This window comes from Solitalea lacus (genome assembly GCF_022014595.1).
GTDB lineage: Bacteria > Bacteroidota > Bacteroidia > Sphingobacteriales > Sphingobacteriaceae > Solitalea > Solitalea lacus.
Window position 1 is genome coordinate 2,311,159 of sequence record NZ_CP091740.1, and the last position, 22,723, is coordinate 2,333,881.

Below are 22,723 nucleotides of genomic sequence, written 5' to 3' on the forward strand. Positions count from 1 at the left end.
TTGATTGGTGTTTAGTTAATTGCTAATTTTGGAAAAACAGCACCATGTATATAAAAGTTTCAATACTTATTTTTTTGTTTGTATTGATTTCAGGATTTTCTATTGCTCAAAATGTTGATGTTGAGACTTTGCTGGAGTTACAAGAACACAGAAATCCAATAGAACAAAAAGGGCTTACATTTATTACTAATACCGCTGGTCCAATTTGCATTGCACTCCCTGCCGGATTGTTTATTTCAGGAGTGATTTCTAAAGATAATAGTCAAAAACAAGCTGCCTTAAAAATGGGTGTTTCCTTAGCTGTTTCGGAAGGAATTACATATTCTTTGAAAAGTATCGTCCATAGAAATAGGCCTTATGAAAGCTATCCGTTTATTACCCCTGCCAGTGTACAAGGGAATTACTCTTTCCCATCAGGTCATACTTCTGCAGCTTTTGCAACCGCTACCTCATTAAGTCTTAGTTATCCCAAATGGCAGGTTATTGTACCTGTATATACATGGGCAACATTGGTTGGTTATTCTCGTTGCTATTTAGGTGTGCATTATCCCAGCGATGTATTGGCTGGAGCCTTAGTGGGAGCATCCTCTGCCTATTTAAGTCACGTTGGACAAAAAATATTAAGTAAGAACCACAATCATAGACATGTGGATCCCGAGCCTTACTTGATTGATAACTAAAAGGTACTTTGGTTATTTGATTATAGCATTATTGGCACTATAATATTTAGAAATCTTATTGAAGAGGATATCCGGCATAAAGGGCTTGGATAAGTAATCGTTCATGCCACATTGTTTAATTTTTTCAGTTATATGGGGCATTACATCAGCTGTAAAAGCAATAATCGGAATATTGGGATTAAATTTCCGGATTTCTCTGCTTGCTTGAAATCCATCCATTTCAGGCATTTGTAAATCCATTATAATCATATCATAATGTTGGTCCCTGCACTTGTTTACTGCAATCAAACCGTTTTCAGCCATATCAACTTCTATATTCCATTTGGTTAAAAAACGACGTCCAACCAAGGCATTCATTTGGTTGTCTTCTACTAATAAAACTTTCATTCCTTGTAAATTGTAAACTTTAGATATATTTCTGGATTGGCCGGTTGGTTGAGATAGTGCATAATAAAGTTTCTGGAATTTTATGTTAAAACTAAAAACAGACCCTTCATTAAGCTTACTGTTAACGCTTATTTGGCTGTTGTGAAGTAACAATAAGCGTTTGGTGATAGCTAAGCCCAAACCTGAGCCTCCAAATTTTCTCGTAGTTGATGATTCTGCTTGCGTAAAGCTTTCAAAAATTCGTTCAAGATCAGCTTCTGCAATTCCAATTCCTGTATCGCAAATATCAAATTGAATATCGACTTCATTTTCTGTTTCACAAAGCACTCTTACATTTAATTTTACAGCGCCTTCAATTGTGAATTTTAAAGCATTGCCTAATAGATTATTTAAAATTTGATTAATTCGAATAGGGTCTCCAATAAGAACTCCCGGTATTTTTTCGTCAACAAATACCTCGAAATAAATGTTTTTTTCTTTCGCTTTTAAATCAAAGGGTTTTGATGCATTCTTTATTAATTCGTTAAGGTTAAAACTAACTTTTTCCAGTTCGATTTTACCGGTTTCTATTTTGTTGAAATCAAGAATTTCATTGACTAAACCCAATAAATTTTCCGCGGAGGATTTTAAGATCATCAGTGACTCATGCTGTGCGGTATCATTATATTCATCAAGTAACAAATGAGCAATTCCAATAACTGAGTTAATTGGAGTACGAATTTCATGACTCATTACGGATAAAAACTCTTCTTTTGCTTTTGCTGCTTGCTCAGCTGCTTCTTTTGCCCTGATTAGCTCTTTCTCAAAGTTTTTCTGTATTGTTATGTCTTGTATGGTAATCAATAAACGTTTTGATTGTTGAACATCATCATGGATTAATGAGATTTTAGCATTATACCATAAATTTTGTCCATGATGGTGGGTCGGATATTCACAGTTAATTGTTTCGCCTGAATCAAGTACATGCTTAGCCATTGACTCCATTCTACGACCAAATTCATTGGGCACGGCTTCGCTAATTTTTTTATGTAATATTTGTTCTCGAGATGTAAATAAGATGGATTCATCATTCACCCAAACATTTTCATACTCAAGCTGATCGTTTATTTCAAAAACTATATCATTTAGGGAACGTATAAGGGCCTGTAATTGCGCATCGTTTCTTCTTATTTTCTCCTCTGTTGTTTTTTGATCTGTAATGTCTGTTGCTGTTCCTAAATAATGTACTCGTCCGCTGATTGATTCGGCCACCATACGCATATCATTATGTATATATTTAATATGACCGGTAGGATGTATTATTCTGTACGATAAATTATAATCTGTCTTTTTTTGTGCACTGGATGATAAGGTTGATAATACGTAAGTCAAATCATCGGGATGAATAATATTGCGCCAATTATTGAACAATAATGCATGCTTTGGATAACCAGTCAATCGTTCACATTCAGAGTTTACATAGTGACAAATGCCCAATTCATCAACATCATAAATTGCGAACGGAATTTGATCCAAAACCTCCTTTTGCGAATTGCTGAGTAACTTTGGTTTTGCAATCATGATTCTTTCTATATCAAATTGCGGAAAGGTTAATTGGCTCATAACCGGCTGGTTTTTGGATAATGTAAATTAAGAAAGAATTGGGTTATAGGAGCGTATCTGTTTCAATAGCGCAAATTTTCTGCCAAAAAGTCAAAATTGGTTTTTTGCTATAATAATACCGGCTAATTATTTTCTGATTACGGTAATGAAAAGTTAAATTTGCCTTGCTTCAAAAATTACGTTTGTAGGTAAATTAAGAAAGATCTAATGATTAAAATCACACTTCCCGACGGCTCAGTCCGCGAATTTGAACAAGGGGTAACCAGCTTACAGATAGCTCAATCCATTAGTGAAGGATTGGCCCGTAATGTTTTGGCTGCCGAAGTTAATGGTGAAATTTGGGATGCTACTCGTCCTATTGACAATGATTCGACCATTAAATTATTAACATGGAATGATCAGGGAGGTAAATCCACCTTTTGGCATTCTTCAGCGCATTTAATGGCTGAAGCATTGGAAGCGTTATATCCTGGAATAAAATTAGGTATCGGTCCGGCAATTGAAACCGGATTTTACTACGATATTGATTTTGGTAATCATCAATTTTCTTCTGACAACTTTGAACAAGTTGAGAAGAAAATGATAGAACTTGCTAAAACCAAAGAGGAATATAAACGTTCTGATGTATCAAAAAATGATGCAACTAAGTACTTCACCGAAAAAGGCGATCAATATAAGCTGGAGCTAATTGATGGTCTTGAGGATGGAAATATTACGTTCTATCAGCAAGGTAACTTTACTGATCTTTGTAAAGGCCCTCATATTCCTAATACCGGCTTTATCAAAGCAGCTAAATTAATGAGTGTTGCAGGAGCTTACTGGCGTGGCGACGAAAAGAATAAACAGTTAACCCGTGTTTATGCGGTTACCTTCCCTAAAGCAAGTGAATTAACAGAGTATTTGACTTTAATTGAAGAGGCCAAAAAACGTGATCATCGTAAGTTGGGCAAAGAGTTAGAGTTGTTCACCTTTTCGGAGAAAGTAGGAGTGGGTTTGCCTTTATGGTTGCCTAAAGGTGCGGCTTTGCGAGAGCGTTTAATTCAGTTTTTATCCAAGGCTCAGGTTAAAGCAGGTTATGAACAAGTGATTACCCCTCATATTGCCCAAAAAGAACTTTATATAACTTCAGGGCACTATGAAAAATATGGTAAGGATTCTTTCCAGCCAATTCGTACCCCAAATGAAGATGAAGAGTTCTTCTTAAAACCAATGAATTGCCCGCATCACTGCGAGATTTATAAGTCCAAACCTCGTTCTTATAAGGATCTGCCGGTACGTTATGCAGAGTTTGGTACGGTATACCGTTATGAACAAAGTGGAGAATTACATGGGTTGACACGCGTTCGTGGGTTTACTCAAGATGATGCGCATTTATTCTGTCGTCCTGATCAGGTAAAAGAAGAATTTGAAAAAGTAATTGATCTGGTGTTGTATGTTTTCAAAGCATTAGGTTTTGAAGACTATATAGCGCAAGTATCATTGAGAGATCCGGAAAATAAGGATAAATACATTGGCTCTGATGACAACTGGGAGCGTGCAGAAGCGGCTATTGTTGAAGCTGCAGCTGAGAAGGGCTTAAAAACTGTTGTGGAATTGGGAGAGGCTGCATTTTATGGGCCGAAGCTTGATTTCATGGTGAAAGATGCATTGGGTCGGAAATGGCAATTAGGAACTATCCAGGTTGATTATAACTTACCAGAACGTTTTCAGCTGGAATATACAGGAAGCGATAACCTAAAGCATCGCCCGGTAATGATTCACAGAGCTCCATTTGGGTCGATGGAACGCTTTGTTGCCGTACTGATTGAGCATTGCGCTGGAAATTTCCCATTGTGGTTAACACCAGAGCAATACATTATTTTGCCTATCAGTGAAAAATATGCTGATTATGCAAAAAAACTTTCAGAAGATTTAAATATTTACGATATTCGCGGCTTGATCGATAATAGGGATGAAAAGATCGGTAAGAAGATTAGAGATGCCGAGATTAAAAAGATTCCTTATATGCTGATTGTTGGCGAAAAAGAGCAGGAAGAAAATACAGTTTCAGTTCGTCGTCACGGAGCCGGAGATTTAGGCTCGCTGAACATCAATCAGTTTGTCGAATTAATTAAAAATGAAACAGCAATTTAATTAGGAGGTTACTATAGCACAGCAAAGTTTTGGCAGAGGTCCACGTGGACCGCGGCCTATGCCAACCAAAAAACAGGCAGAACACAGAATAAACGAATTTATTCGCGGTGTAGATACCGTTCGTATGGTAGGTGAGAATGTTGAACAAGGTGTGTATCCATTGGCAAAGGCGATGGAAATTGCTGAGGAGTTGGGTTTGGATTTGGTTGAAATTTCGCCTAATGCTGAGCCACCTGTTTGTCGAGTAGTTGACTATAATAAATTCATCTACGAACAAAAGAAAAAACAAAAGGAAATTAAAGCCAATGCTCAAAAAACAGTTATCAAAGAGATTCGTTTCGGACCGAATACTGATGACCACGATTTTGAGTTTAAGTTAAAACATGCTATTAAATTCCTTGAGGCAGGTGAAAAAGTGCGTTCTTACGTTCACTTTAAAGGGCGTGCCATTGTTTATAAAGAACAAGGTGAGATACTTTTGTTGAAATTTGCGCAAGCTTTAGAGGAAGTAGGAAAGGTAGAACAACTGCCTAAATTAGAAGGTAAGCGTATGTTCTTAATCGTTGCTCCGAAGAATAAGAAATAATTTTAAACTAAATAAATAAAGACGAGTAATGCCTAAGTTGAAAACCAACTCCAGCGCTAAAAAACGTTTTAGCCTAACTGGAACCGGTAAGATTAAAAGAAAATGTGCTTTCAAAAGCCACATTTTGACCAAAAAAACCACAAAACAAAAGCGTAACCTTACTCAAGCTGCTTTAGTTGATAAAGCTGATATGGGTAACGTTAAACGAATGCTTTGTATTGGTAAATAATTATCTTATCAACAGAGAGTTATCAAATTAATTAATTAACCAGGGATTCAGCACGACCCGATTGAAATCGGTTCATAAGTTCCCACAAGGACGCTGACTACTAAAAAACGTAAAAAATGCCAAGATCGGTTAACGTTGTTGCGGCTCGCCGTCGCAGAAAAAAAATCCTTAAGCTAGCCAAGGGCTACTGGGGTTCAAGAAGTAAGGTGTTTACCATTGCAAAAAACACCGTAGAAAAAGGTTTGCAATATGCTTACCGCGATAGAAAAGTTAAAAAACGCGAATTCCGTGCATTATGGATTCAGCGTATCAACGCTGGTGTTCGTCAGCATGGCTTGTCATATTCTGCCTTCATGGGTAAAATTCATACTAAAAACATCGGTTTAAACCGTAAGGTTTTAGCTGACTTAGCTATGAACAACCCTGAAGCTTTCAAAGCAGTTGTTGACGCTGTGAAATAAGTCAAGTTTAAAATTACTATAAAGGCCGTCTCAAAAAGACGGCCTTTTATTTTTTATGTTAAGCTGCTGTGCTTTTTTAAATTCATCATGGTTAATTCTTATTCGTTTGCAAGAATCAGAATCAACCCTTCCTCTGAAGAAAATAGAATAGTCTATTATGTTTTTTGAAGTGATTGTGGATCAAGCGGAAAATCTGGGGGGATAAATTTTTAAGCATAAATATTCGATAATCTAAAAAGAAAGAAGCTGTTGTTTCTGACGCCTCTAAAGGCAGATCTGAAGGCTTTGATCTTGGCATTAAATGACTCGGCTGAAGCATTGGTGCTTCGGTTGTCAAAGTAATTCAGGATGGTTAAATAGTGGGATTGTATGGACCTGGCTATCGTTTGGAATGACTTAAATCCGGCTTTCTCCGCTTTATCGTACCATTGGGCAAGCCTTGTAAAGCCCAGCCCTTTGTCTTTGGTGGAATGGAAAACCCTTCCAAGCTGAAGGGCCAGTTCATAGGCTCTTTCTAAATCAGGGTATCTTTCGAATAAAAGTTCAGCTCGTCTCCTTTGGGTGGGCGTCCATTTGCTTTCCGGTTTGAATAAGAGATACCGGCTTCTGGCAAGCAACTGTTTGATGGTATCGCCGTTGTCCAGCACTTCGGGGATGTACCGCATTCCTGTTTCCTTTCCCAGTTCGATTTCCTTATTTTCTTGTTCAATGGCTTGCCAACGATATTGAATCCGCATGTCCTGAACGGCCTCATATGCCAGTTTTTGTACATGAAAGCGGTCGGTTACCAAACTTGCTTTAGGAAATGAATGCTTGGCAATCCGTTCCATGGTAGGGGCCATGTCCAGGGTCACTTCCTTGACGTTGTTTCTTTTTCGAGCCGATATGCGTTCCAGAACCTTCCTGACATCCTCACTCTTGGTGCCTTTTACCATGGCTATTAAAGCCCCCTTTTTGCCTTTGGCAGCCTTATTGGTAATGACCGTGTACAGTTCTCCTTGGGACAGGGCCGTTTCATCAATACTGATGTATTCCCCCAGGTTCTCTTCAAACAACATCCATTCTTCGGCGTGTTCCCGCTGATCCCAGGTCATATAATCGCTTAAAAAATGAACATATTGTTCCTCTAAAAGCTTTCCATCCACATGATAATAATCTCCCAGGCTTTTACAGCTAACGGGCTTGGTGTCGAGCAATAACTTTTAAAAAAGCCGCGAATTCCTTGGTCATTCGCGTTCCTTTGGCAACGTGTTCCCAATTGCGGAACACGGTATTTCCGGTACTTTCATTGATCCATCTTCGACGCTTGATCAACAAATAGACCGCTTTGCCGCGAATGGGGAAATCCTGCACCTGAATTTCATCAAAAAAACCTTTGGAAATTAAACGTTCATGACGGAATTCATCCGGTACTTCATTCTTTTCCTTTAAATGAATATGAATTGCTTTCTCCGAGTGAGCAACCTTGGAAATGATAAAATAATCCAGGATCCCGCTAGGAAGTATTAATTGGATTAAACTGAAATCTTCACCTTGCATAAGTTGCAAAGGAAATAGTTTTTTCATTCTCCCCCAACAATTCCGCTTGATCCGGAAAATCCTGCAAAGTGATGGGCTCAAAAAAGCCTTTGGAGTGCAATTTGTTTGCCGAATACTCTTCAGGGGTCTTGTTGACTTCCTTTAAATAGATATGGATAGCGGCGTCTTTTTTCTCCACCTCGGTTAATTCAAAATATTCCTCAATGGATTCAGGAAGGATCAGTGGGATCAGGGCTTTATAGGACTCGTGCATGGTGTTTTTTAGGATGCACAAAAATGAACTTTTATTCCCTACTCCCCAACTTTTGTACTTGATCCCTTGATCCGTGATTGTTTTGATGGGAGCTATAACGAAAAAAGCAGCCTTTGAGGCTGCCATTAATTTCGGGTGGAAGACCGGGCTCGAACCGGCGACCCCCAGAACCACAATCTGGTGCTCTAACCTACTGAGCTACATCCACCGTGTGTTTGTTTGTTTTGGGACTGCAAAAGTAGCAATCAGATTTATTTATCCAAAATATTAATAGGATTTTTTTTAATGTTATTCCTAAATCCCATGTAATGAGTTACTTTAATTTTCTGGTATTTTTTCATTCACTCAAAATTGATTATTCCTTTTATTTTTGCAGCCAAATTTAATACATGATTGAAATATTTACCGATGGGGCATCAAGCGGTAATCCCGGTCCTGGCGGATATGGAGTGATTCTTCGTTCAGGTAAACACTACAAGGAACTATCTGCAGGATTTCGTAAAACTACCAATAACCGTATGGAGTTGTTAGCTGTGATTGTGGGTTTGGAAGCACTTAAAGCCGACAATCAACAGGTGCTTATTTTCTCTGATTCAAAATATGTAGTTGATGCAGTAGAAAAAGGATGGGTATTTGGCTGGCAGAAGAAAGGGTATAAGGACAAAAAGAACCCTGATTTATGGGAGCGCTTTCTAAGGATTTATCGTAAACACCAAGTTAAATTCCAATGGATACGAGGGCATGCTGGTCATCCGGAAAATGAACGTTGTGATGAGCTGGCTGTTGCAGCAGCAAAAAATCCACAGTTTATTGATACTATTTTTGAACGTGACGAAAAACTCTCTCTTTAGTTGAAAGCAAATATCAATTCTGTAGCTGATAAAATTAGTTTTCGAGAAATTAATCGCTTAGCTATTCCTGCTTTACTAGCTGGTGTAGTAGAGCCCGTATTATCCCTCACTGATTTGGTTATTGTTGGCCGCATCCCCTTTGATAAAACAGAAATTATTGCGGCGGTTGGTGTTGCCAGTTCATTAATTGCTGCAATGACATGGATTTTGGCTCAAACCAGTTCAGCTATCTCTTCCATTGTTTCGAGATATTTAGGAACTAAGCGTTTGCACGAACTGGATAGCCTGGTTGTACAAACGTTTATTTTTAGCTTATTACTTAGTTCTACAGTTACATTGGTAACCAAATATTTTACCGTTGACATATTTAAACTATATAATGCCGATGGTAAAATACTAAGTTACGCCGTTGATTACTTTAAAATAAGGGTTTGGGGCTTTCCATTCAGTTTAATTACGTTTACCCTTTATGGAGTATTCCGAGGGTTGCAAAATACACTCTGGTCAATGTATATTGGCTTATTTGGAGGGGTTTTACATATCTTCCTTGATATTGTTCTTGTGTTTGGGGTGGGAGGTATTATTCAACCAATGAACATTGAAGGGGCTGCATATGCCAGTTTAATTACACAGGTGCTTATGTTTTTGGTAGCACTTTATTTCTTTATTACTAAAACGCCATTCAAATTAATACCAGGTCGTATTGTTCATCCTGAGTTGTTTCATTTAATACGTTTAAGTGTTAATTTGTTTTTCAGGGCAGCTGCACTAAACTTTTCGTTCTATCTGGCAAATAGATACGCAACAGGATATGGTAAGCAATACATAGCTGCTCATGCTATCATTGCCAACCTCTTTTTGTTTATTGCCTTTGTAATTGATGGTTACGGTAATGCCGGAAATGCAATATCTGGAAAATTATTAGGATCTAAGGACTTTAAAAAGTTATGGCTTTTGGGGATTGATTTGTCTAAAATTGTTGTGGGTATAGCTCTATTTATTATGGCCGTATGTGGTATAGGTTACTTCCTTATTGGGAAGGTGTTTACAAGTGATCCCAGTGTTTTAAAAGTGTTTTACCAAACTTTTTGGATACTTATATTGATGCTCCCAATTAATGCTTTAGCTTTTTCATACGACGCTATTTTTAAAGGTTTGGGAGAGGCTGTATTCCTCCGAAATTTATTGATTGGCTCTACCTTTTTGGCATTTATTCCATCACTTTGGGTGTTCGATTATTTAGATATGAAGCTTTATGGTATATGGGCTGCGTTTACACTTTTCATGCTATATCGCTGCTTAGGCTCTATCTGGAAATTTAAATCAAAGTATCTAGCATAAAGATGTGATAGTCGAATGTTAGCTTACTAACAATTCATAACTGCCATTAATATAATCGTACGTTATGTCATTCCCCATTCTTTACTAATAAATTAAGTTAAATGGTGACCCTTAAACTTTGATGGGTATGTTGTAAAGACTTATGTGTTCAATTTTATTTTTAGACTAATCTAAATTTATATTTTAGTCGAACCAATAATTTATTTACATTTGCGTAAACAAATTATTGGTCTTTCACAGAATGAATAAACACATTTACTTAATCACTTCTATCCTGATCTTGAGCTCTTCAGTTTTATTTGCTCAAAAAGCTTGCATTAGGGGTGTTGTTAAATCAAATAAAAAATCCTTAGAAGGAGTCCAAATCAATGTTTTGGGGCTTAATAATGCATATTTTTCCGATGCCAACGGGAACTATTTAATTCCTGACCTTCCTGTAGGGAAACAAAAATTATACTTTAATTTATTTGAGTACGAAGAGGTTGTTAAAGAAATCAATCTAAAACCAAATGATACTATTACGCTAAATATTGAATTAAGCCCCATTACTTCTAAAATGTTGGATGAAGTAGTGGTAAGCGGTACAATGAAAGAAGTATCGAAGTTAAAATCCCCAATTCCAGTTGAGGTTTATACACCTGCATTATTTAAGAAAAATCCTACTCCAAGCATTTTTGAATCATTGGGAATGATTAATGGTGTTCAGCCTCAATTGAACTGTAACGTATGCAATACCGGAGATATTCATATAAATGGAATGGAAGGTCCATATACCATGATTTTGATAGACGGGATGCCAATTGTAAGTAGCTTAGCTACTGTATATGGGCTTTCTGGAATACCCAATAGCATGGTTAAACGGATAGAGGTTGTTAAGGGGCCTGCTTCTACACTTTATGGTTCTGAAGCGGTGGGTGGTTTGGTTAACATTATCACCAAAGACCCTCAGTCATCACCTAAATTAAATACCGATTTATCGGGTACTGGGTATGGAGAGTACAATGCAGATATTGCAACCAAGTTAAAGGTGGGGAAAGCAAGTACTCTTATCGGGCTCAATTATTTTAATTATTCCGGTAGATATGATGAGAATAATGACAGTTTTACAGATGTAACTTTGCAGAACCGTGCTTCAATTTTTAACAAATGGACCATTCCATTAAAATCCAACCGCTCTGCTAATTTAGCAACACGCTACGTTTATGAAAACAGATGGGGTGGAGAAACTAACTGGAGTGAAGTCTTTCGAGGGAGTGACAGTATTTACGGTGAATCAATAAAAACTAATCGCTTTGAGCTATTGGGAAATATTGAACTCCCCAGGCATTTCATTTTGGATTATTCGTACAATTATCATTTGCAAGACTCTTATTACGGTACCACTAAGTTCTATGCTAATCAGCAGGTAGCTTTTATGCAATTACGATGGTCGAAAACATTTGGCAAACATGAACTTCTTTCAGGGCTACCACTCCGTTACACTTATTACGATGATAATACAACCGGAACCAAAGGACTCAGTGGCATTAACGCTCCGTCAAAATCCTTTTTACCCGGGATTTTTATCCAGGATGAATGGAAATCCAGTGAAAAACTAAGCATTTTGGCCGGTTTACGATATGATCATCACAATGAACATGGTAGCATTTTTACTCCGCGGTTAAGTTTCAAATATTCACCTAACAATCGTAATACCTTCCGTCTAAGTACCGGAAATGGCTACCGCGTTGTTAACTTATTTACTGAAGACCATGCTGCATTAACCGGTGCCCGTGAAGTTCAAATTAAGAATAACCTATTACCTGAACGTTCATGGAATGTGAATCTTAATTATTCAACAATCATTAATCATAAAAGTGGATTTATTGGTTTAGACGGCAGTGTTTTTTATACCTATTTTACCAATAAAATTACAGGTGATTTCTTAACCGACCCTAATAAAATTATCTATGACAACTTAAATGGTTATGCTGTTTCAAAAGGTATTACATTAAATACGGATTTAAGTTTTACAAATGGACTTAAATTTATGCTTGGAGCAACTTACATGGATGTTTATCAAACGAATGTGGATCAAAGTAATAACAAAGTAAGGGCACCTCAATTATTTGCACCCAAAATTTCAGGAACTTATGCTATAAGCTATACTATAAATCCTTGGCAACTATCTATTGATATTACTGGCAAAGTAAACGGGCCAATGTATCTTCCTGTAGTACCTAATGATTATCGTTCGGCAAAATCACCAATGTACAATTTGATGAATTTGCAGCTTGTTAAAAAAATGGAAAATGGATTAGAGATCTACGGAGGGTGCAAAAACTTGCTTAATTTTGTTCCTAAAGATCCAATTCTACACCCGGATGATCCGTTTGATAGGCCAGGAGGAAAGTATTATCTCCAAAATGGTACACCCAATCCGATAACGAATCCTTATGGTTATGCTTTTGATCCGTCTTATAATTATGCTCCGTTGCAAGGTATAAAAGCGTTTTTAGGAATCAGATACACAATTAAATAAATAAAATAAAAGTCCGAAATGCAATCTGCATTTCGGACTTTTTAACTACTTGACAATAGTAATGGTTATTTTAAGTTTACTATCGAAATTCCATCACCACCTCTATCAGGATGCTCATCTTCAATATGACTAACAGCAGAGTATTTTTTAAGGTAGTCCCGGATTAGTTTACGCAAAATACCGTCTCCACGGCCATGAATAATTCGTAATGAGCTTTGGCTCATCATTACGGCTCGATCAAGATACTTTTCGATCTCATATAAAGCTTCCTCACCACGCATTCCCCTCACATCAATTTCAGGGCTAAAATTACTCCGCTGTTGAATTTGATACTCAGCATAAGTTGATTTGGTATTTTGTACCTTGTCCTTACTTTGAATCTTTTCTAAGCGATTAAGTTTTACTACTGACATCAATTCTCCAATGGCTATAACAGCATTGGTTTTGTTTAGTTCTATTACTTTTCCTGTTGTGTCAGAATCTATAAGTTTTATCCAATCACCCACAGCAATAGGCTCTAATTCTCTCTTTTTAATTTGTTTTGCAGGTTTCAGTTGTAGTTTTTGTTGCTCCTCAACAAGCTTCTGACGCACTTGCTTGGTTGCTTCTTTCTCAGCTTTTGTAGTTCTGATTTCGGCAATAGTATTTTCTACAAGCTTATTGGCATTCTTAAGAATATCTTGAGCTTGGATTTTAGCATCATTAACCAGTTTTTTACGATTTTCCTCGTAGTATTCTTTCAGTTTCTTGTTTTCTTCCAGAAGTTCATTTAAGCGTTTTTGCCGTCTTTCTATTTCAATCTTGGTGTCGTAAAGTTGCTTTTTCTCACGTTCCAGGTCAACTAAAAGCGTATCTACTTTCTTTTGTTGGTCACCAATTTTCACCTTGGCCAATTTTAAAACCTGTTCAGGCAAACCAATTTTTTGTGCAATTTCGAATGCATAGGAACTTCCTGGCTTTCCCATTTGTAATACATACATAGGTTGCATATGTGTATTATCAAATAACATGGATGCGTTCTCTAGCCCATCGGTATTATTTGCAAACAGTTTAAGATTTGAATAATGGGTTGTAATTACGCCTTTTGCCTTTTTTTGATTGAGTACTTGTAAAACGGCTTCAGCTATTGGACCGCCAAACTGAGGGTCAGTGCCGGTTCCAAACTCATCAATCATGATCAAAGAATGATAGCTGGCCATCTCAACAAAAGTTTTCATTTTGGTTAGGTGCGCACTATAGGTACTCAAATCACTCTCAATAGACTGGTCATCTCCAATATCTACCAAAATTCGTTTAAAAATGCCCGCTTCAGAGAAGTTATCGGCGGGGATAAGCATTCCTGCTTGAAGCATCAATTGAAGCAAGCCTACGGTCTTCATACAAACTGACTTGCCACCTGCATTTGGGCCTGACACCAAAACTATCCGGGCCTTTAGATCAATTTTAATATTTAATGGTACTATCGTTTGACCACTTTGTTTAAAATTAAGGTATAATAGCGGATGACGGGCATTACTTAATTTGAAATAGGGTTCATTTTTCAAAATAGGCATGCTTGCATCAAGCTTAATCGCTAATGAAGCTTTAGCCCTAATGAAATCAATTTTTGTCAGAAGGTTGTGATATGTAGATAACAAAGATGAGTAGGGGCGAACTTCATTTGTTAACGATGTTAGAATACGAATGATTTCCCGGCGTTTCTCAAATTCTAAATCTCGAACCTTATTATTTAGCTCAAAAACTTCGGCAGGTTCTAAATAAATGGTTTGCCCAGTTGCTGATTCATCATGAATGAGTCCCTTCATTTTGCGCTTATGTTCAGCAAGAACAGGAATCACCAATCGACCGTCACGAATGGTCAAGCTGCCATCAGCACTCCAGCCTTCCTTAATCGCATTTTTGAAAATGGCATCCAGTCTTCTTCTCGATTCGCTTTCTGCAGAAGCTATTTCTCTGATAATCTTTTGCAGTTCTGGAGAAGCATTGGGCCTTATTTTTCCTTTCGGGTCAATAACAGCATCGATTTCTTTGAGAATTTTTTGCTCAACTACCAGTCCTTCCAATAAAGTCTGTAAATGAGGATATAACTCTTCACGTTCCTTAAAGTACCTAATGGTTTGAAAAACGGTGGTGAGTACTAAGGTGAGTGAGAAAAAATCTTCTTCAGATAAAAAAGTTCCTTCAACTCTTATTTTATTGACCAGATATTGAATATCGATATAATTGGATGAAGGAAACGGGGCGTCATTCAATAGGATTTCTTTGAATTCGGCAGTTTGAGAGAGCAATTTCTTAAGCAGTTCATAATTGGTAATAAACTGAATTTTATCAACCAGATTTTTACCCATTGTGCTAAGGCATTCATGGCGCAATAACTCTCTTATTTCGTTAAATCCTAGTTTTTCTCCTACGTTCTCGGGGTATAACACTTTATAAATATTTACATTACTGGGTGCTTCTTAACATTAAATCTCCGTTTAATGTTTTCGGCATCCCTTTTAATAGAATCTTTAGTTAATTGTCGTTCTTTAAGCTGTTTTTTAAGCTTAATAGAATCCTTTTTAATTGAATCAAGTTTTAAATCAACAGCAGGTTTCATGTCTTTACGATCTTCTTTTACCAATTTGGTTTGTCGTTTTGAGAGACTGTCGATCATTTGCTCATACATATTGTCGAGCAATTCAGGTTCGCTTAAATAATATTCTAAACTACTTCTTAATTGGGCTGTATCAATTTTATACTTTTTAAAGATGAACTGATAGGAAGCTTTGGTTACCCTTTTGGCAGAATCAGAATTTGAAATTCTAAATGACCTCGACTCAACCAAATGCATATCCATCAGAATATTTTTCATTTTTTCCTTTGGAATTAAATCAGAAGGTTTGTTTTTGTTTGAGCAGCTCCAGATTGTAAGAATCAATAGCAAACCTGAACCAAGCTTAACTAAATTAACCTGAAAAGGGGTTATAAAGTTTACTTTCTTTTTTAACGATATACCCAATGATGTTGAACAAGCACTTTCCATATTGTAAATTTGCAAACCATCAAAAAAACAGCCGTCATTCGGAAATGTTTTTTGATTTTATGAATCCGTAAAATTATATATAATGAGCATCTCTGCCAACATCAACGACTTTAAAAAGCAATTAGGCGCTGTAAATGTCAAACTAATAGCTGTTTCTAAAACGCAGCCAATTGAAAAAATACAGGAAGCTTATGATGCGGGCCAAAAAATATTTGGTGAAAATCAGGTGCAGGAAATGGTTGAAAAACACGAATTGCTGCCAAGAGATATTGAATGGCACTTAATTGGACATCTTCAAACCAATAAAGTGAAGTACATTGCCCCGTTTGTAAATCTAATTCATTCGGTTGACAGTTTGAAACTTTTGCAAGAGATTAATAAGCAAGCCCAAAAGAATAACCGAGTAATTGATTGTTTATTTCAGGTTTATATTGCTGATGAAGAAACAAAATACGGCTTGGGTTATGATGAGCTGATTGAATTGCTGCGGTCGGATGAATACGCTCAACTAAAAAACATACGCATGGTAGGAGTGATGGGAATTGCAACCAACACCAATAATCAAAAGCAAATCAAAGAGGAGTTTTATGAATTAGCCACTCTTTTTAAAGGGCTAAAACAAGCTTTTTTTAGAGACAAACCCGAGTTTGCAGAAATTTCAATGGGCATGTCAGGCGATTACCTTACTGCAATTGAGCAGGGTAGTACAATGATAAGGGTTGGTAGCGCCATTTTTGGTGAGCGCAGTAAGAAGCCTCTTACCGGGCAGAATAATAATTAATTTGGGACCTCATATATATATATCAATAATGTCAATAATAATACGTGAAGCTCTTATAACTGATTGTCCTCGTTTACTTGAACTAGTTAAAGAACTTGCTGTCTATGAAAAAGCTCCAGATCAGGTAACTGTAACTCTTGCTCATTTTGAGGAGACTGGTTTTGGACCTAACCCTGTTTGGAAAGCTTTTGTTGCAGACCGGGATGGAATGGTTGTTGGTTTTGCTTTGTACTATGTCCGTTATTCAACCTGGAAAGGTGCCCGCATGTATTTGGAAGACGTTTTGGTAACTGAAAAGATGCGTGGCAATGGAATTGGTAAACTTTTATTTGACAGGTTGATCGTTGAAGCTAAGGAAAAGGCTTTTAATGGAATAGTTTGGCAGGTACTTAACTGGAATGAACCCGCAATTAACTTTTATAAGAAATATAATACTGCTTTTGACCCTGAATGGATAAATTGCAGCCTGGAAGTAGAATCATAAAATTAATCCATTTTTATTCTTTCACTCAGTTTTTTAAATAAAACAAAATAGTCTTAAATGCAAATATTCAAATTTGGCGGAGCATCGGTAAAAGATGCAAACGGAGTAAGAAACCTTAGTAAAATTGTAAAAGAATATGGCCCCAAGGAATTGTTGATAGTTGTTTCTGCAATGGGAAAAACAACTGATGCTTTAGAACGTTTAACTAAAGCATTTTTTAATAAGGCAGATGAAACACATGCTATTTTTGAAGAAATTAAGAAATATCATTTTGATATAATTAAGGGGTTATTTGACGGAAAATGTCTTGAGAAAGTAACTGATGAAATTTCAAATACATTTGTTGAGATTGACTGGATTATAGAAGATGAACCACATGATGATTTTGATTATGTGTATGATCAGATTGTTTCAATCGGGGAAGTTGTTTCAACTAAAATTGTAGCTGCTTATCTCAATGCAACGGAATTAAATACAAAGTGGGTTGATGCACGTAGTTATATTCAAACAGATAATACTTATCGTGAAGGTAAGGTTGACTGGGCTTTATCAACTTCATTGATTAAAGAACAATTACCCAATATATTAAAAGATTATACTGTTGTAACTCAGGGTTTTATAGGAGGGACTTCTGAGAATTTTACTACAACATTAGGCAGGGAGGGGTCTGATTACAGCGCAGCTATTTTTGCTTATGGATTAGATGCAGAGAGAATGACCATTTGGAAAGACGTTCCCGGGGTCTTAAATGCGGATCCTAAGTGGTTTGACAATACCCAAAAACTTGATCAGCTTTCTTATTTGGATGCAATTGAATTGGCTTATTATGGCGCTACTGTTATTCACCCTAAGACCATTAAGCCGCTTCAAAATAAACAAATTCCGTTGCATGTTCGATCATTTATTAAGCCGGGAGAAAGTGGAACGATTATTAGCAATGAGTTGCCTGAAACCCTAATTCCGTCATTTATCTTTAAAGTAAAGCAGGTTCTGATTTCAATTTCCCCACTTGATTTTTCGTTTATTGTTGAAGAAAACCTCAGCGATATATTTGAGCTATTTCATGCAACCGGAGTTAAAATAAACACTATGCATAATTCGGCAATTAGTTTTTCAGTGAGTGTTGATTTTGATGAGCGTAAAACTCTAGGGTTGATTGAATCCTTGAAGAAAAACTATAAGGTAAAATACAATGATAATCTAGAACTGATCACCATTCGACATTATAACCAAGAAACAATAGACAGGGTTCTTATCAATAAAGATGTATTATTGGAGGTGAGAAGCAGACATACCATTCAAATGGTTGTTAAAGATTTAGGAAACTAAACAAAAGACAGGTCCTTTCGTAACAGAAGGGACCTGTCTTTTAGATTCATTATTACTTTTTTCGGTTCTTTTTAGGAAGAGGTACATTATGCTGAATTTTTCCCAATGGCAACATGTAACTCAAAGTATAATTGAAATTGAACATGAAGTTACGCTTAAAACCAAGTCCAGGGATATAAAGATTATCAAATCCTTCCGGTTTATTATTTACAATTGGAAATGCTCCTCGAACTGTGTAACCCATTAAAAAGTTCTTAAACAATTCCATTCTTACACCAAAAAGGAACTCTAAACTGTAAACGCTGGTGTTTTCAACCGAAAAAGAACCGTTTGATTGGGCAGGCCAGCTAGGTTGATTAATAGTATAATTATTTACATCAGTCGATAGATTACTAAAAACTGCTCTTGCTCCCAAGAATACTGAATTATTGGTCGGTTTTTCAAATTTTACAATATTAAGGTTGCCACCAAGCTTTAAATATGGCCCTTTAGTTTGATACGATAAGTAATCGTTAATGTGGGTAGCATCGGCATAACCGACTTCACCGGCAAGGAACCATTTGTTATTTAACCTATAATCTGCAACAACTTCAAATGCTTTAATATCATTGTCAAAAGCATAACGAATAGGATAACTTATATCAATTCCAAACGAAAAGGAAGGAGGAAGTTTATAAGTCAACGTGTCATTATTAGGAACTCTAGTTTTAATAGCATCCTGAGCTATGCTGGTTTTTTCAAAAAATAAACAAGTACTAATACAAAAAATAAATCCTAAGAGTAGTCGATGCTTCATTAACAATGTCCTTTTGTAATTGTGAGTAGTTCTTGATACGATTTTTTGAAGTGGTAATTTCAGCGTTCGGAAACACATTTTTAAACCCACATTCTTGCGAGACAAATTCACGCTTTAGTTCATATTTTGCTTTCAGAGTATCTCTTTTTAAGGTGCTAGGCGCTGTTGAAGTGGCCTTACTTTTCATAACCAAAACGTAATCAGAAGCAGTAGCATCAAAGTTGACAGGCAATATAAATTTTTGAACATTGGTTTGTTTTTTTAACGCACTATCAACTGCTCCAATACCATAAATAGTTAGGGTGTCTGGAAGAAAGTATTTAAAAGTGTCTCTTTTTCCGGGTTGTTTAGGCAATGCTGTATCAGAATAAAATTCAACAACCATTCCAGGGCTAGGAGTTGTATCACTGCAGATTTTATCTTGCGTACACGAAATTATACTAAATAAAATTGCTAGAATAAGATAAATAGTAATGTGCTTCATCAAAGAAGTTAGATTATACTTCAAACATAGGAAATTTAAGGTATATCGTTGGTGTTAAAGCAAAAAAAGGCTTTAAAACAAAGTAGAGGATGAGAAAAATGAATCTGTTATTGGAATAAAAAAATGAGGTTTAGTGATAAATTGTATTGATTTTCATTAAATTAAATAATGATTAGGGTTAATTAACACATGTTCCATGCATTCATCCAATACTAATACATCTACTATACTGAAATACTTGCAGATAAGTGTATTAGTGGGTTTGATACTTTATTTAGGAAAAGCACTGTTTATACCGCTGTGCTTCGGGTTGTTAATTGCCCTCATTTTACTTCCAGTTTGTCGCCTGTTAGAAGAAAGACACTGGCCAAGAAGCTTGGCAATCGCTTTATCACTTCTAATTTTATTCATTTTGTCAAGCATGTTAGTATGGATATTGGTTTTGGAAGCTCAGGCATTTAATGAATCACTACCGGCATTTATGGAAAAAATGGAATCGCTTGTTAACGAGGTGCAACAATGGTTAGTTATTCATTGGGGCATTACTCTTGATATGCAAAGTAACTGGCTGGAGAATATGATGGATAATATCAGCAAAAACGTTGGGTCATTTTTAAGCGGAACAATTTCTTCAACTTTAGGAATGTTTTTTTCGATGTTCATTACTCCGGTGTTTACGGCTTTGTTTCTATACAACCGAGCTACCTTCGTTAAAGCGCTTGAGCTATTGACAGGTGATGTATTCAAAGAAAAGCTCTACTTTATTCTAGATAGCACAATTAAAACTTATTTTAATTATGTAAAAGGAATGATTGTAGTTTATATAATTGTGGGGGTATTGAACAGTATTGGTTTATTACTACTTGGCATAGAACATGCAATTCTTTTTGGTATGCTTACTGCAATTATGACCATTATACCTTATGTTGGGATAATTATAAGTTCATTATTGCCAATTTCAATAGCTTGGTTAAGCACTGATTCCATTTGGTATCCAATAGGTGTGATTGCCATTTTTTCATTTGTACAATACCTTGAAGCTAACTTGATATTTCCGATGGTAGTAGGGGCCCAATTAAAGATAAATACTTGGGCTTCATTAATTGCAATTATTATTGGAGGAATTATTTGGGGTGCCTCAGGTATGGTATTATCACTGCCAATTCTTGGAATTTTAAAGTTAGTTAGTGATCATATTGAAGAATGGAAACCCTTTAATGTTTTGATAAGTAAGTAGACAATTTTTGTTATTGATAGATTATCTGTCGTAAGCAATACCTTAGTTTGCCGTATCTGCACCCTGTGGTTTGGTTCACGGGTGTTTAAATTAGCTATTGATTAACAAATTCAAATCGAAATAATTATGGAAACTTTATCAGTTAAAGATAGCCGCATGTATGCCATTATTTCTTTGTATGACATACATACTAAACTCTATCGGAACGTTATTGAAGGTATTTCCGACAACGATGCGCACAACAGGTTAAACACCAAAGCAAATCATGTAGCTTGGCTAGCCGGAAGTTTGGTAAATGAAAGATTAGAGATGGTTAATTTATTTAGTGGAGATAGTGAAAAGAAGCTAATTACTAAGGCTTCATACAAACTATTTGAGGGCTATAAAGGAATTCAGGATAATGAAATTTATCCTACATTAAGTGATTATCGTCAAGATTGGGAAACCGTAACTCCTGTTTTGAAGGATTTACTGGAAAATATTTCTACGGAAAAATTGAACAGCTTGTTTGAGATGCCTGAAATGACAATACCTTATTATGAACTTATTACGTATATGGCTCATCGTGAAGCATATTGCATTGGCCAAATTGGATTATGGCGCAGACTTCTAAATTATGCTCCTATGAAATACCAATAAGCAACCAATATTTAAAATTCGTTTCTTAGTTTAGAGGTGAATTCTTTTAGCATATATTACCACTATGTCAGCAAATATCGACTGGGTTGAGGCGATTAAACCTTTAATCAATAAATACAAAAACAAACAACATCCACTTGAATATAAAAACATCTATCAGTTAGTGGTAATGGTTGTTCTATCTGCGCAAGACTCCGATAGGAATATCAATAATATTGCTCCAAAGCTATTTGAGGCTTTTCCTGATATGCAATCTTTATCAAGAGCCAATGCCGATGCATTGTTTCCATTTATCAGCGGGGTGCGCAATTTTGGCAATAAAACTAAATGGTTAATGGAACTTTCTCAGCTTATTAAAGAGGATAATAATATTCCATTAACCCTTGAGGAGTTGGTAAAATTGCCAGGAATTGGACGAAAATCTGCAAACGTAATATTGAGAGAAGCTGGCAAACCGGCTGAAGGTGTAATAGTTGATTTGCATGTTGTTCGAGTTGCGCCAAGGTTAGGAATTGCTTCAGGGACTGATCCAAAGAAAATTGAAAAGCAAATAATGGATACTCTTCCGGTTGAACTTTGGGATGCAGGGATGGCTATTTCTTTTTTAGGTAGAGAGTTATGTCGTCCTACTAATCCTAAATGTGAGCAGTGCCTAATGAACCCGGTTTGTAATTATTATAAAAACAACAGGTGAGCGTAGCACATGGTTTCACTATAGTCATGTTTGAGGCAACATTGCATTACTTTATTTAAACATTAATGACTGAACTTACCCAGTATATTAAAAACATTATTTTAAGTCAGCAAGTAAATTTATCGGAAGAAGCTTGGAAGGATATTCAGGGAATTTGGAAAGTTGAAAACGTAAAACGGAAAACAATTTTATCAGAAGCTGGAGAAACGGAACGTAACCTTTATTTCGTAACAGAAGGTGTTCAGCGGGTATTTTATCTCGATGAGCAAAACAGGGAGGCAACATTGGTTTTTACTTATCCTTATTCCTTTGCCGGCGTTTTGGATTCATTCTTGCTTCAATCGCCATCAAAATACTATTTTGAAACTATAACTGCTTCAGTGTTATTAAAAACAACGTATGAACAATTTCAGGCGGTTCAAAAGAAGCATCCAGCCTTTGAAATGTTCAATCAAAAAGCTGTTCACTATGTTTTAAGTGGATTACTGGAACGAATGGTTGAGCTTCAGAGTTTCTCTTCAGAGGAAAAGTTTAAAAAACTACTTAATCGGAGTCCTCATGTCTTAAAGCACGTCCCTCATAAATATCTTGCCAATTACTTAGGCATCGATCCAACCAATTTTAGTAAACTAATGAATACGGTCAAAATTTAAGATAAGTCCAATTGAATC

Annotated in this window: 23 protein-coding genes and 1 tRNA gene; 15 read left to right on the forward strand and 9 right to left on the reverse strand. The window is 36.3% G+C overall.

Features of this window, described 5'->3' with window-relative positions; translation table 11 throughout:
* Positions 1 to 44 precede the first annotated feature (44 nt).
* Entirely contained in the window at positions 45 to 680 is a 636-nt protein-coding gene (locus L2B55_RS09800; RefSeq protein WP_237844513.1) for a phosphatase PAP2 family protein, read from the forward strand.
* 12 nt (positions 681 to 692) lie between these two features.
* On the opposite strand, the gene L2B55_RS09805 is transcribed toward L2B55_RS09800, so the two are convergent.
* Positions 693 to 2,669, reverse strand: a complete 1,977-nt coding sequence (locus L2B55_RS09805; protein ID WP_237844515.1) for a response regulator — start codon at positions 2,667 to 2,669, stop codon at positions 693 to 695.
* Positions 2,670 to 2,876: 207 nt separating this feature from the next.
* Here L2B55_RS09805 and thrS point away from each other — a divergent pair, with 207 nt between their 5' ends.
* From thrS to rplT, 4 genes are all read left to right on the forward strand, one after another.
* Positions 2,877 to 4,802: a threonine--tRNA ligase gene (gene thrS / locus L2B55_RS09810; RefSeq protein ID WP_237844517.1), complete on the forward strand. Its 1,926-nt coding sequence runs from the start codon at positions 2,877 to 2,879 to the stop codon at positions 4,800 to 4,802.
* 58 nt (positions 4,803 to 4,860) lie between these two features.
* The gene (gene infC / locus L2B55_RS09815; RefSeq protein ID WP_237844519.1) at positions 4,861 to 5,388 is read left to right on the forward strand and encodes a translation initiation factor IF-3; all 528 of its coding nucleotides are present in this window, start codon (positions 4,861 to 4,863) and stop codon (positions 5,386 to 5,388) included.
* A gap of 28 nt (positions 5,389 to 5,416) precedes the next feature.
* Positions 5,417 to 5,617, forward strand: a complete 201-nt coding sequence (rpmI, locus tag L2B55_RS09820; protein ID WP_237844521.1) for a 50S ribosomal protein L35 — start codon at positions 5,417 to 5,419, stop codon at positions 5,615 to 5,617.
* Positions 5,618 to 5,733: 116 nt separating this feature from the next.
* Positions 5,734 to 6,078, forward strand: a complete 345-nt coding sequence (rplT, locus tag L2B55_RS09825; protein WP_237844523.1) for a 50S ribosomal protein L20 — start codon at positions 5,734 to 5,736, stop codon at positions 6,076 to 6,078.
* Between the two features lie 209 nt (positions 6,079 to 6,287).
* Here rplT and L2B55_RS09830 read toward each other — a convergent pair whose 3' ends face one another.
* The 4 genes from L2B55_RS09830 to L2B55_RS09845 form a co-directional block, all read right to left on the reverse strand.
* Complete coding sequence (locus tag L2B55_RS09830) at positions 6,288 to 7,274, reverse strand: ISAon1 family transposase (RefSeq protein ID WP_237844525.1); 987 nt, start codon at positions 7,272 to 7,274, stop codon at positions 6,288 to 6,290.
* Complete coding sequence (locus L2B55_RS09835; protein WP_237844527.1) at positions 7,252 to 7,617, reverse strand: ISAon1 family transposase N-terminal region protein; 366 nt, start codon at positions 7,615 to 7,617, stop codon at positions 7,252 to 7,254. The genes L2B55_RS09830 and L2B55_RS09835 overlap by 23 nt, the downstream gene beginning before the upstream one ends.
* Complete coding sequence (locus L2B55_RS09840) at positions 7,607 to 7,870, reverse strand: ISAon1 family transposase N-terminal region protein (protein WP_237844529.1); 264 nt, start codon at positions 7,868 to 7,870, stop codon at positions 7,607 to 7,609. The genes L2B55_RS09835 and L2B55_RS09840 overlap by 11 nt, the downstream gene beginning before the upstream one ends.
* 133 nt (positions 7,871 to 8,003) lie before the next feature.
* A tRNA-His gene (locus tag L2B55_RS09845) sits at positions 8,004 to 8,079 on the reverse strand.
* Positions 8,080 to 8,259: 180 nt separating this feature from the next.
* On the opposite strand from L2B55_RS09845, the gene rnhA reads away from it, so the two are divergent.
* The 3 genes from rnhA to L2B55_RS09860 all read left to right on the forward strand — a co-directional run bounded on the left by rnhA (position 8,260) and on the right by L2B55_RS09860 (position 12,583).
* Positions 8,260 to 8,721 carry a ribonuclease HI gene (gene rnhA, locus L2B55_RS09850; RefSeq protein WP_237844531.1) on the forward strand — a complete coding sequence of 154 codons (462 nt, stop codon included), beginning with the start codon at positions 8,260 to 8,262 and terminating at the stop codon, positions 8,719 to 8,721.
* Entirely contained in the window at positions 8,722 to 10,062 is a 1,341-nt protein-coding gene (locus L2B55_RS09855) for an MATE family efflux transporter (protein WP_237844533.1), read from the forward strand. It begins immediately after the preceding gene.
* Between the two features lie 241 nt (positions 10,063 to 10,303).
* Positions 10,304 to 12,583, forward strand: coding sequence for a TonB-dependent receptor (locus L2B55_RS09860; protein WP_237844535.1), 2,280 nt, complete (start codon positions 10,304 to 10,306; stop codon positions 12,581 to 12,583).
* Positions 12,584 to 12,648: 65 nt separating this feature from the next.
* Here the strand turns inward: L2B55_RS09860 and L2B55_RS09865 are convergent, their stop codons facing one another.
* Positions 12,649 to 15,012, reverse strand: a complete 2,364-nt coding sequence (locus L2B55_RS09865) for an endonuclease MutS2 (protein WP_237844537.1) — start codon at positions 15,010 to 15,012, stop codon at positions 12,649 to 12,651.
* Between the two features lie 11 nt (positions 15,013 to 15,023).
* Positions 15,024 to 15,608 carry a DUF4296 domain-containing protein gene (locus L2B55_RS09870; RefSeq protein ID WP_255696405.1) on the reverse strand — a complete coding sequence of 195 codons (585 nt, stop codon included), beginning with the start codon at positions 15,606 to 15,608 and terminating at the stop codon, positions 15,024 to 15,026.
* 82 nt (positions 15,609 to 15,690) lie between these two features.
* Between L2B55_RS09870 and L2B55_RS09875 the strand changes: the two genes are divergently transcribed.
* Genes L2B55_RS09875 through L2B55_RS09885 form a run of 3 tightly spaced genes read left to right on the forward strand, consistent with a single transcriptional unit; the run spans position 15,691 to position 18,202 of the window.
* Entirely contained in the window at positions 15,691 to 16,389 is a 699-nt protein-coding gene (locus L2B55_RS09875; RefSeq protein ID WP_237844542.1) for a YggS family pyridoxal phosphate-dependent enzyme, read from the forward strand.
* 28 nt (positions 16,390 to 16,417) lie between these two features.
* Positions 16,418 to 16,873, forward strand: a complete 456-nt coding sequence (locus L2B55_RS09880) for a GNAT family N-acetyltransferase (protein ID WP_237844544.1) — start codon at positions 16,418 to 16,420, stop codon at positions 16,871 to 16,873.
* A 57-nt stretch (positions 16,874 to 16,930) separates the two neighbouring features.
* A complete protein-coding gene (locus tag L2B55_RS09885) occupies positions 16,931 to 18,202 on the forward strand; it encodes an aspartate kinase (RefSeq protein ID WP_237844546.1) in 1,272 nt (423 codons plus the stop codon).
* 52 nt (positions 18,203 to 18,254) lie between these two features.
* Here L2B55_RS09885 and L2B55_RS09890 read toward each other — a convergent pair whose 3' ends face one another.
* Positions 18,255 to 18,998, reverse strand: a complete 744-nt coding sequence (locus tag L2B55_RS09890; RefSeq protein ID WP_237844547.1) for a DUF6048 family protein — start codon at positions 18,996 to 18,998, stop codon at positions 18,255 to 18,257.
* Positions 18,958 to 19,482 (reverse strand): DUF6452 family protein, encoded by a 525-nt coding sequence (locus L2B55_RS09895; RefSeq protein ID WP_237844550.1) that lies wholly within the window; start codon positions 19,480 to 19,482, stop codon positions 18,958 to 18,960. Before L2B55_RS09895 ends, L2B55_RS09890 begins: the two co-directional genes overlap by 41 nt.
* 196 nt (positions 19,483 to 19,678) lie before the next feature.
* On the opposite strand from L2B55_RS09895, the gene L2B55_RS09900 reads away from it, so the two are divergent.
* From L2B55_RS09900 to L2B55_RS09915, 4 genes are all read left to right on the forward strand, one after another.
* Positions 19,679 to 20,719: an AI-2E family transporter gene (locus L2B55_RS09900; protein WP_237844551.1), complete on the forward strand. Its 1,041-nt coding sequence runs from the start codon at positions 19,679 to 19,681 to the stop codon at positions 20,717 to 20,719.
* Positions 20,720 to 20,845: 126 nt separating this feature from the next.
* Entirely contained in the window at positions 20,846 to 21,358 is a 513-nt protein-coding gene (locus L2B55_RS09905; protein WP_237844553.1) for a DinB family protein, read from the forward strand.
* A 64-nt stretch (positions 21,359 to 21,422) separates the two neighbouring features.
* A complete protein-coding gene (locus tag L2B55_RS09910) occupies positions 21,423 to 22,052 on the forward strand; it encodes an endonuclease III domain-containing protein (protein WP_237844555.1) in 630 nt (209 codons plus the stop codon).
* A gap of 65 nt (positions 22,053 to 22,117) precedes the next feature.
* Positions 22,118 to 22,705 (forward strand): Crp/Fnr family transcriptional regulator, encoded by a 588-nt coding sequence (locus L2B55_RS09915; RefSeq protein ID WP_237844557.1) that lies wholly within the window; start codon positions 22,118 to 22,120, stop codon positions 22,703 to 22,705.
* The last annotated feature ends 18 nt before the right edge of the window (positions 22,706 to 22,723 follow it).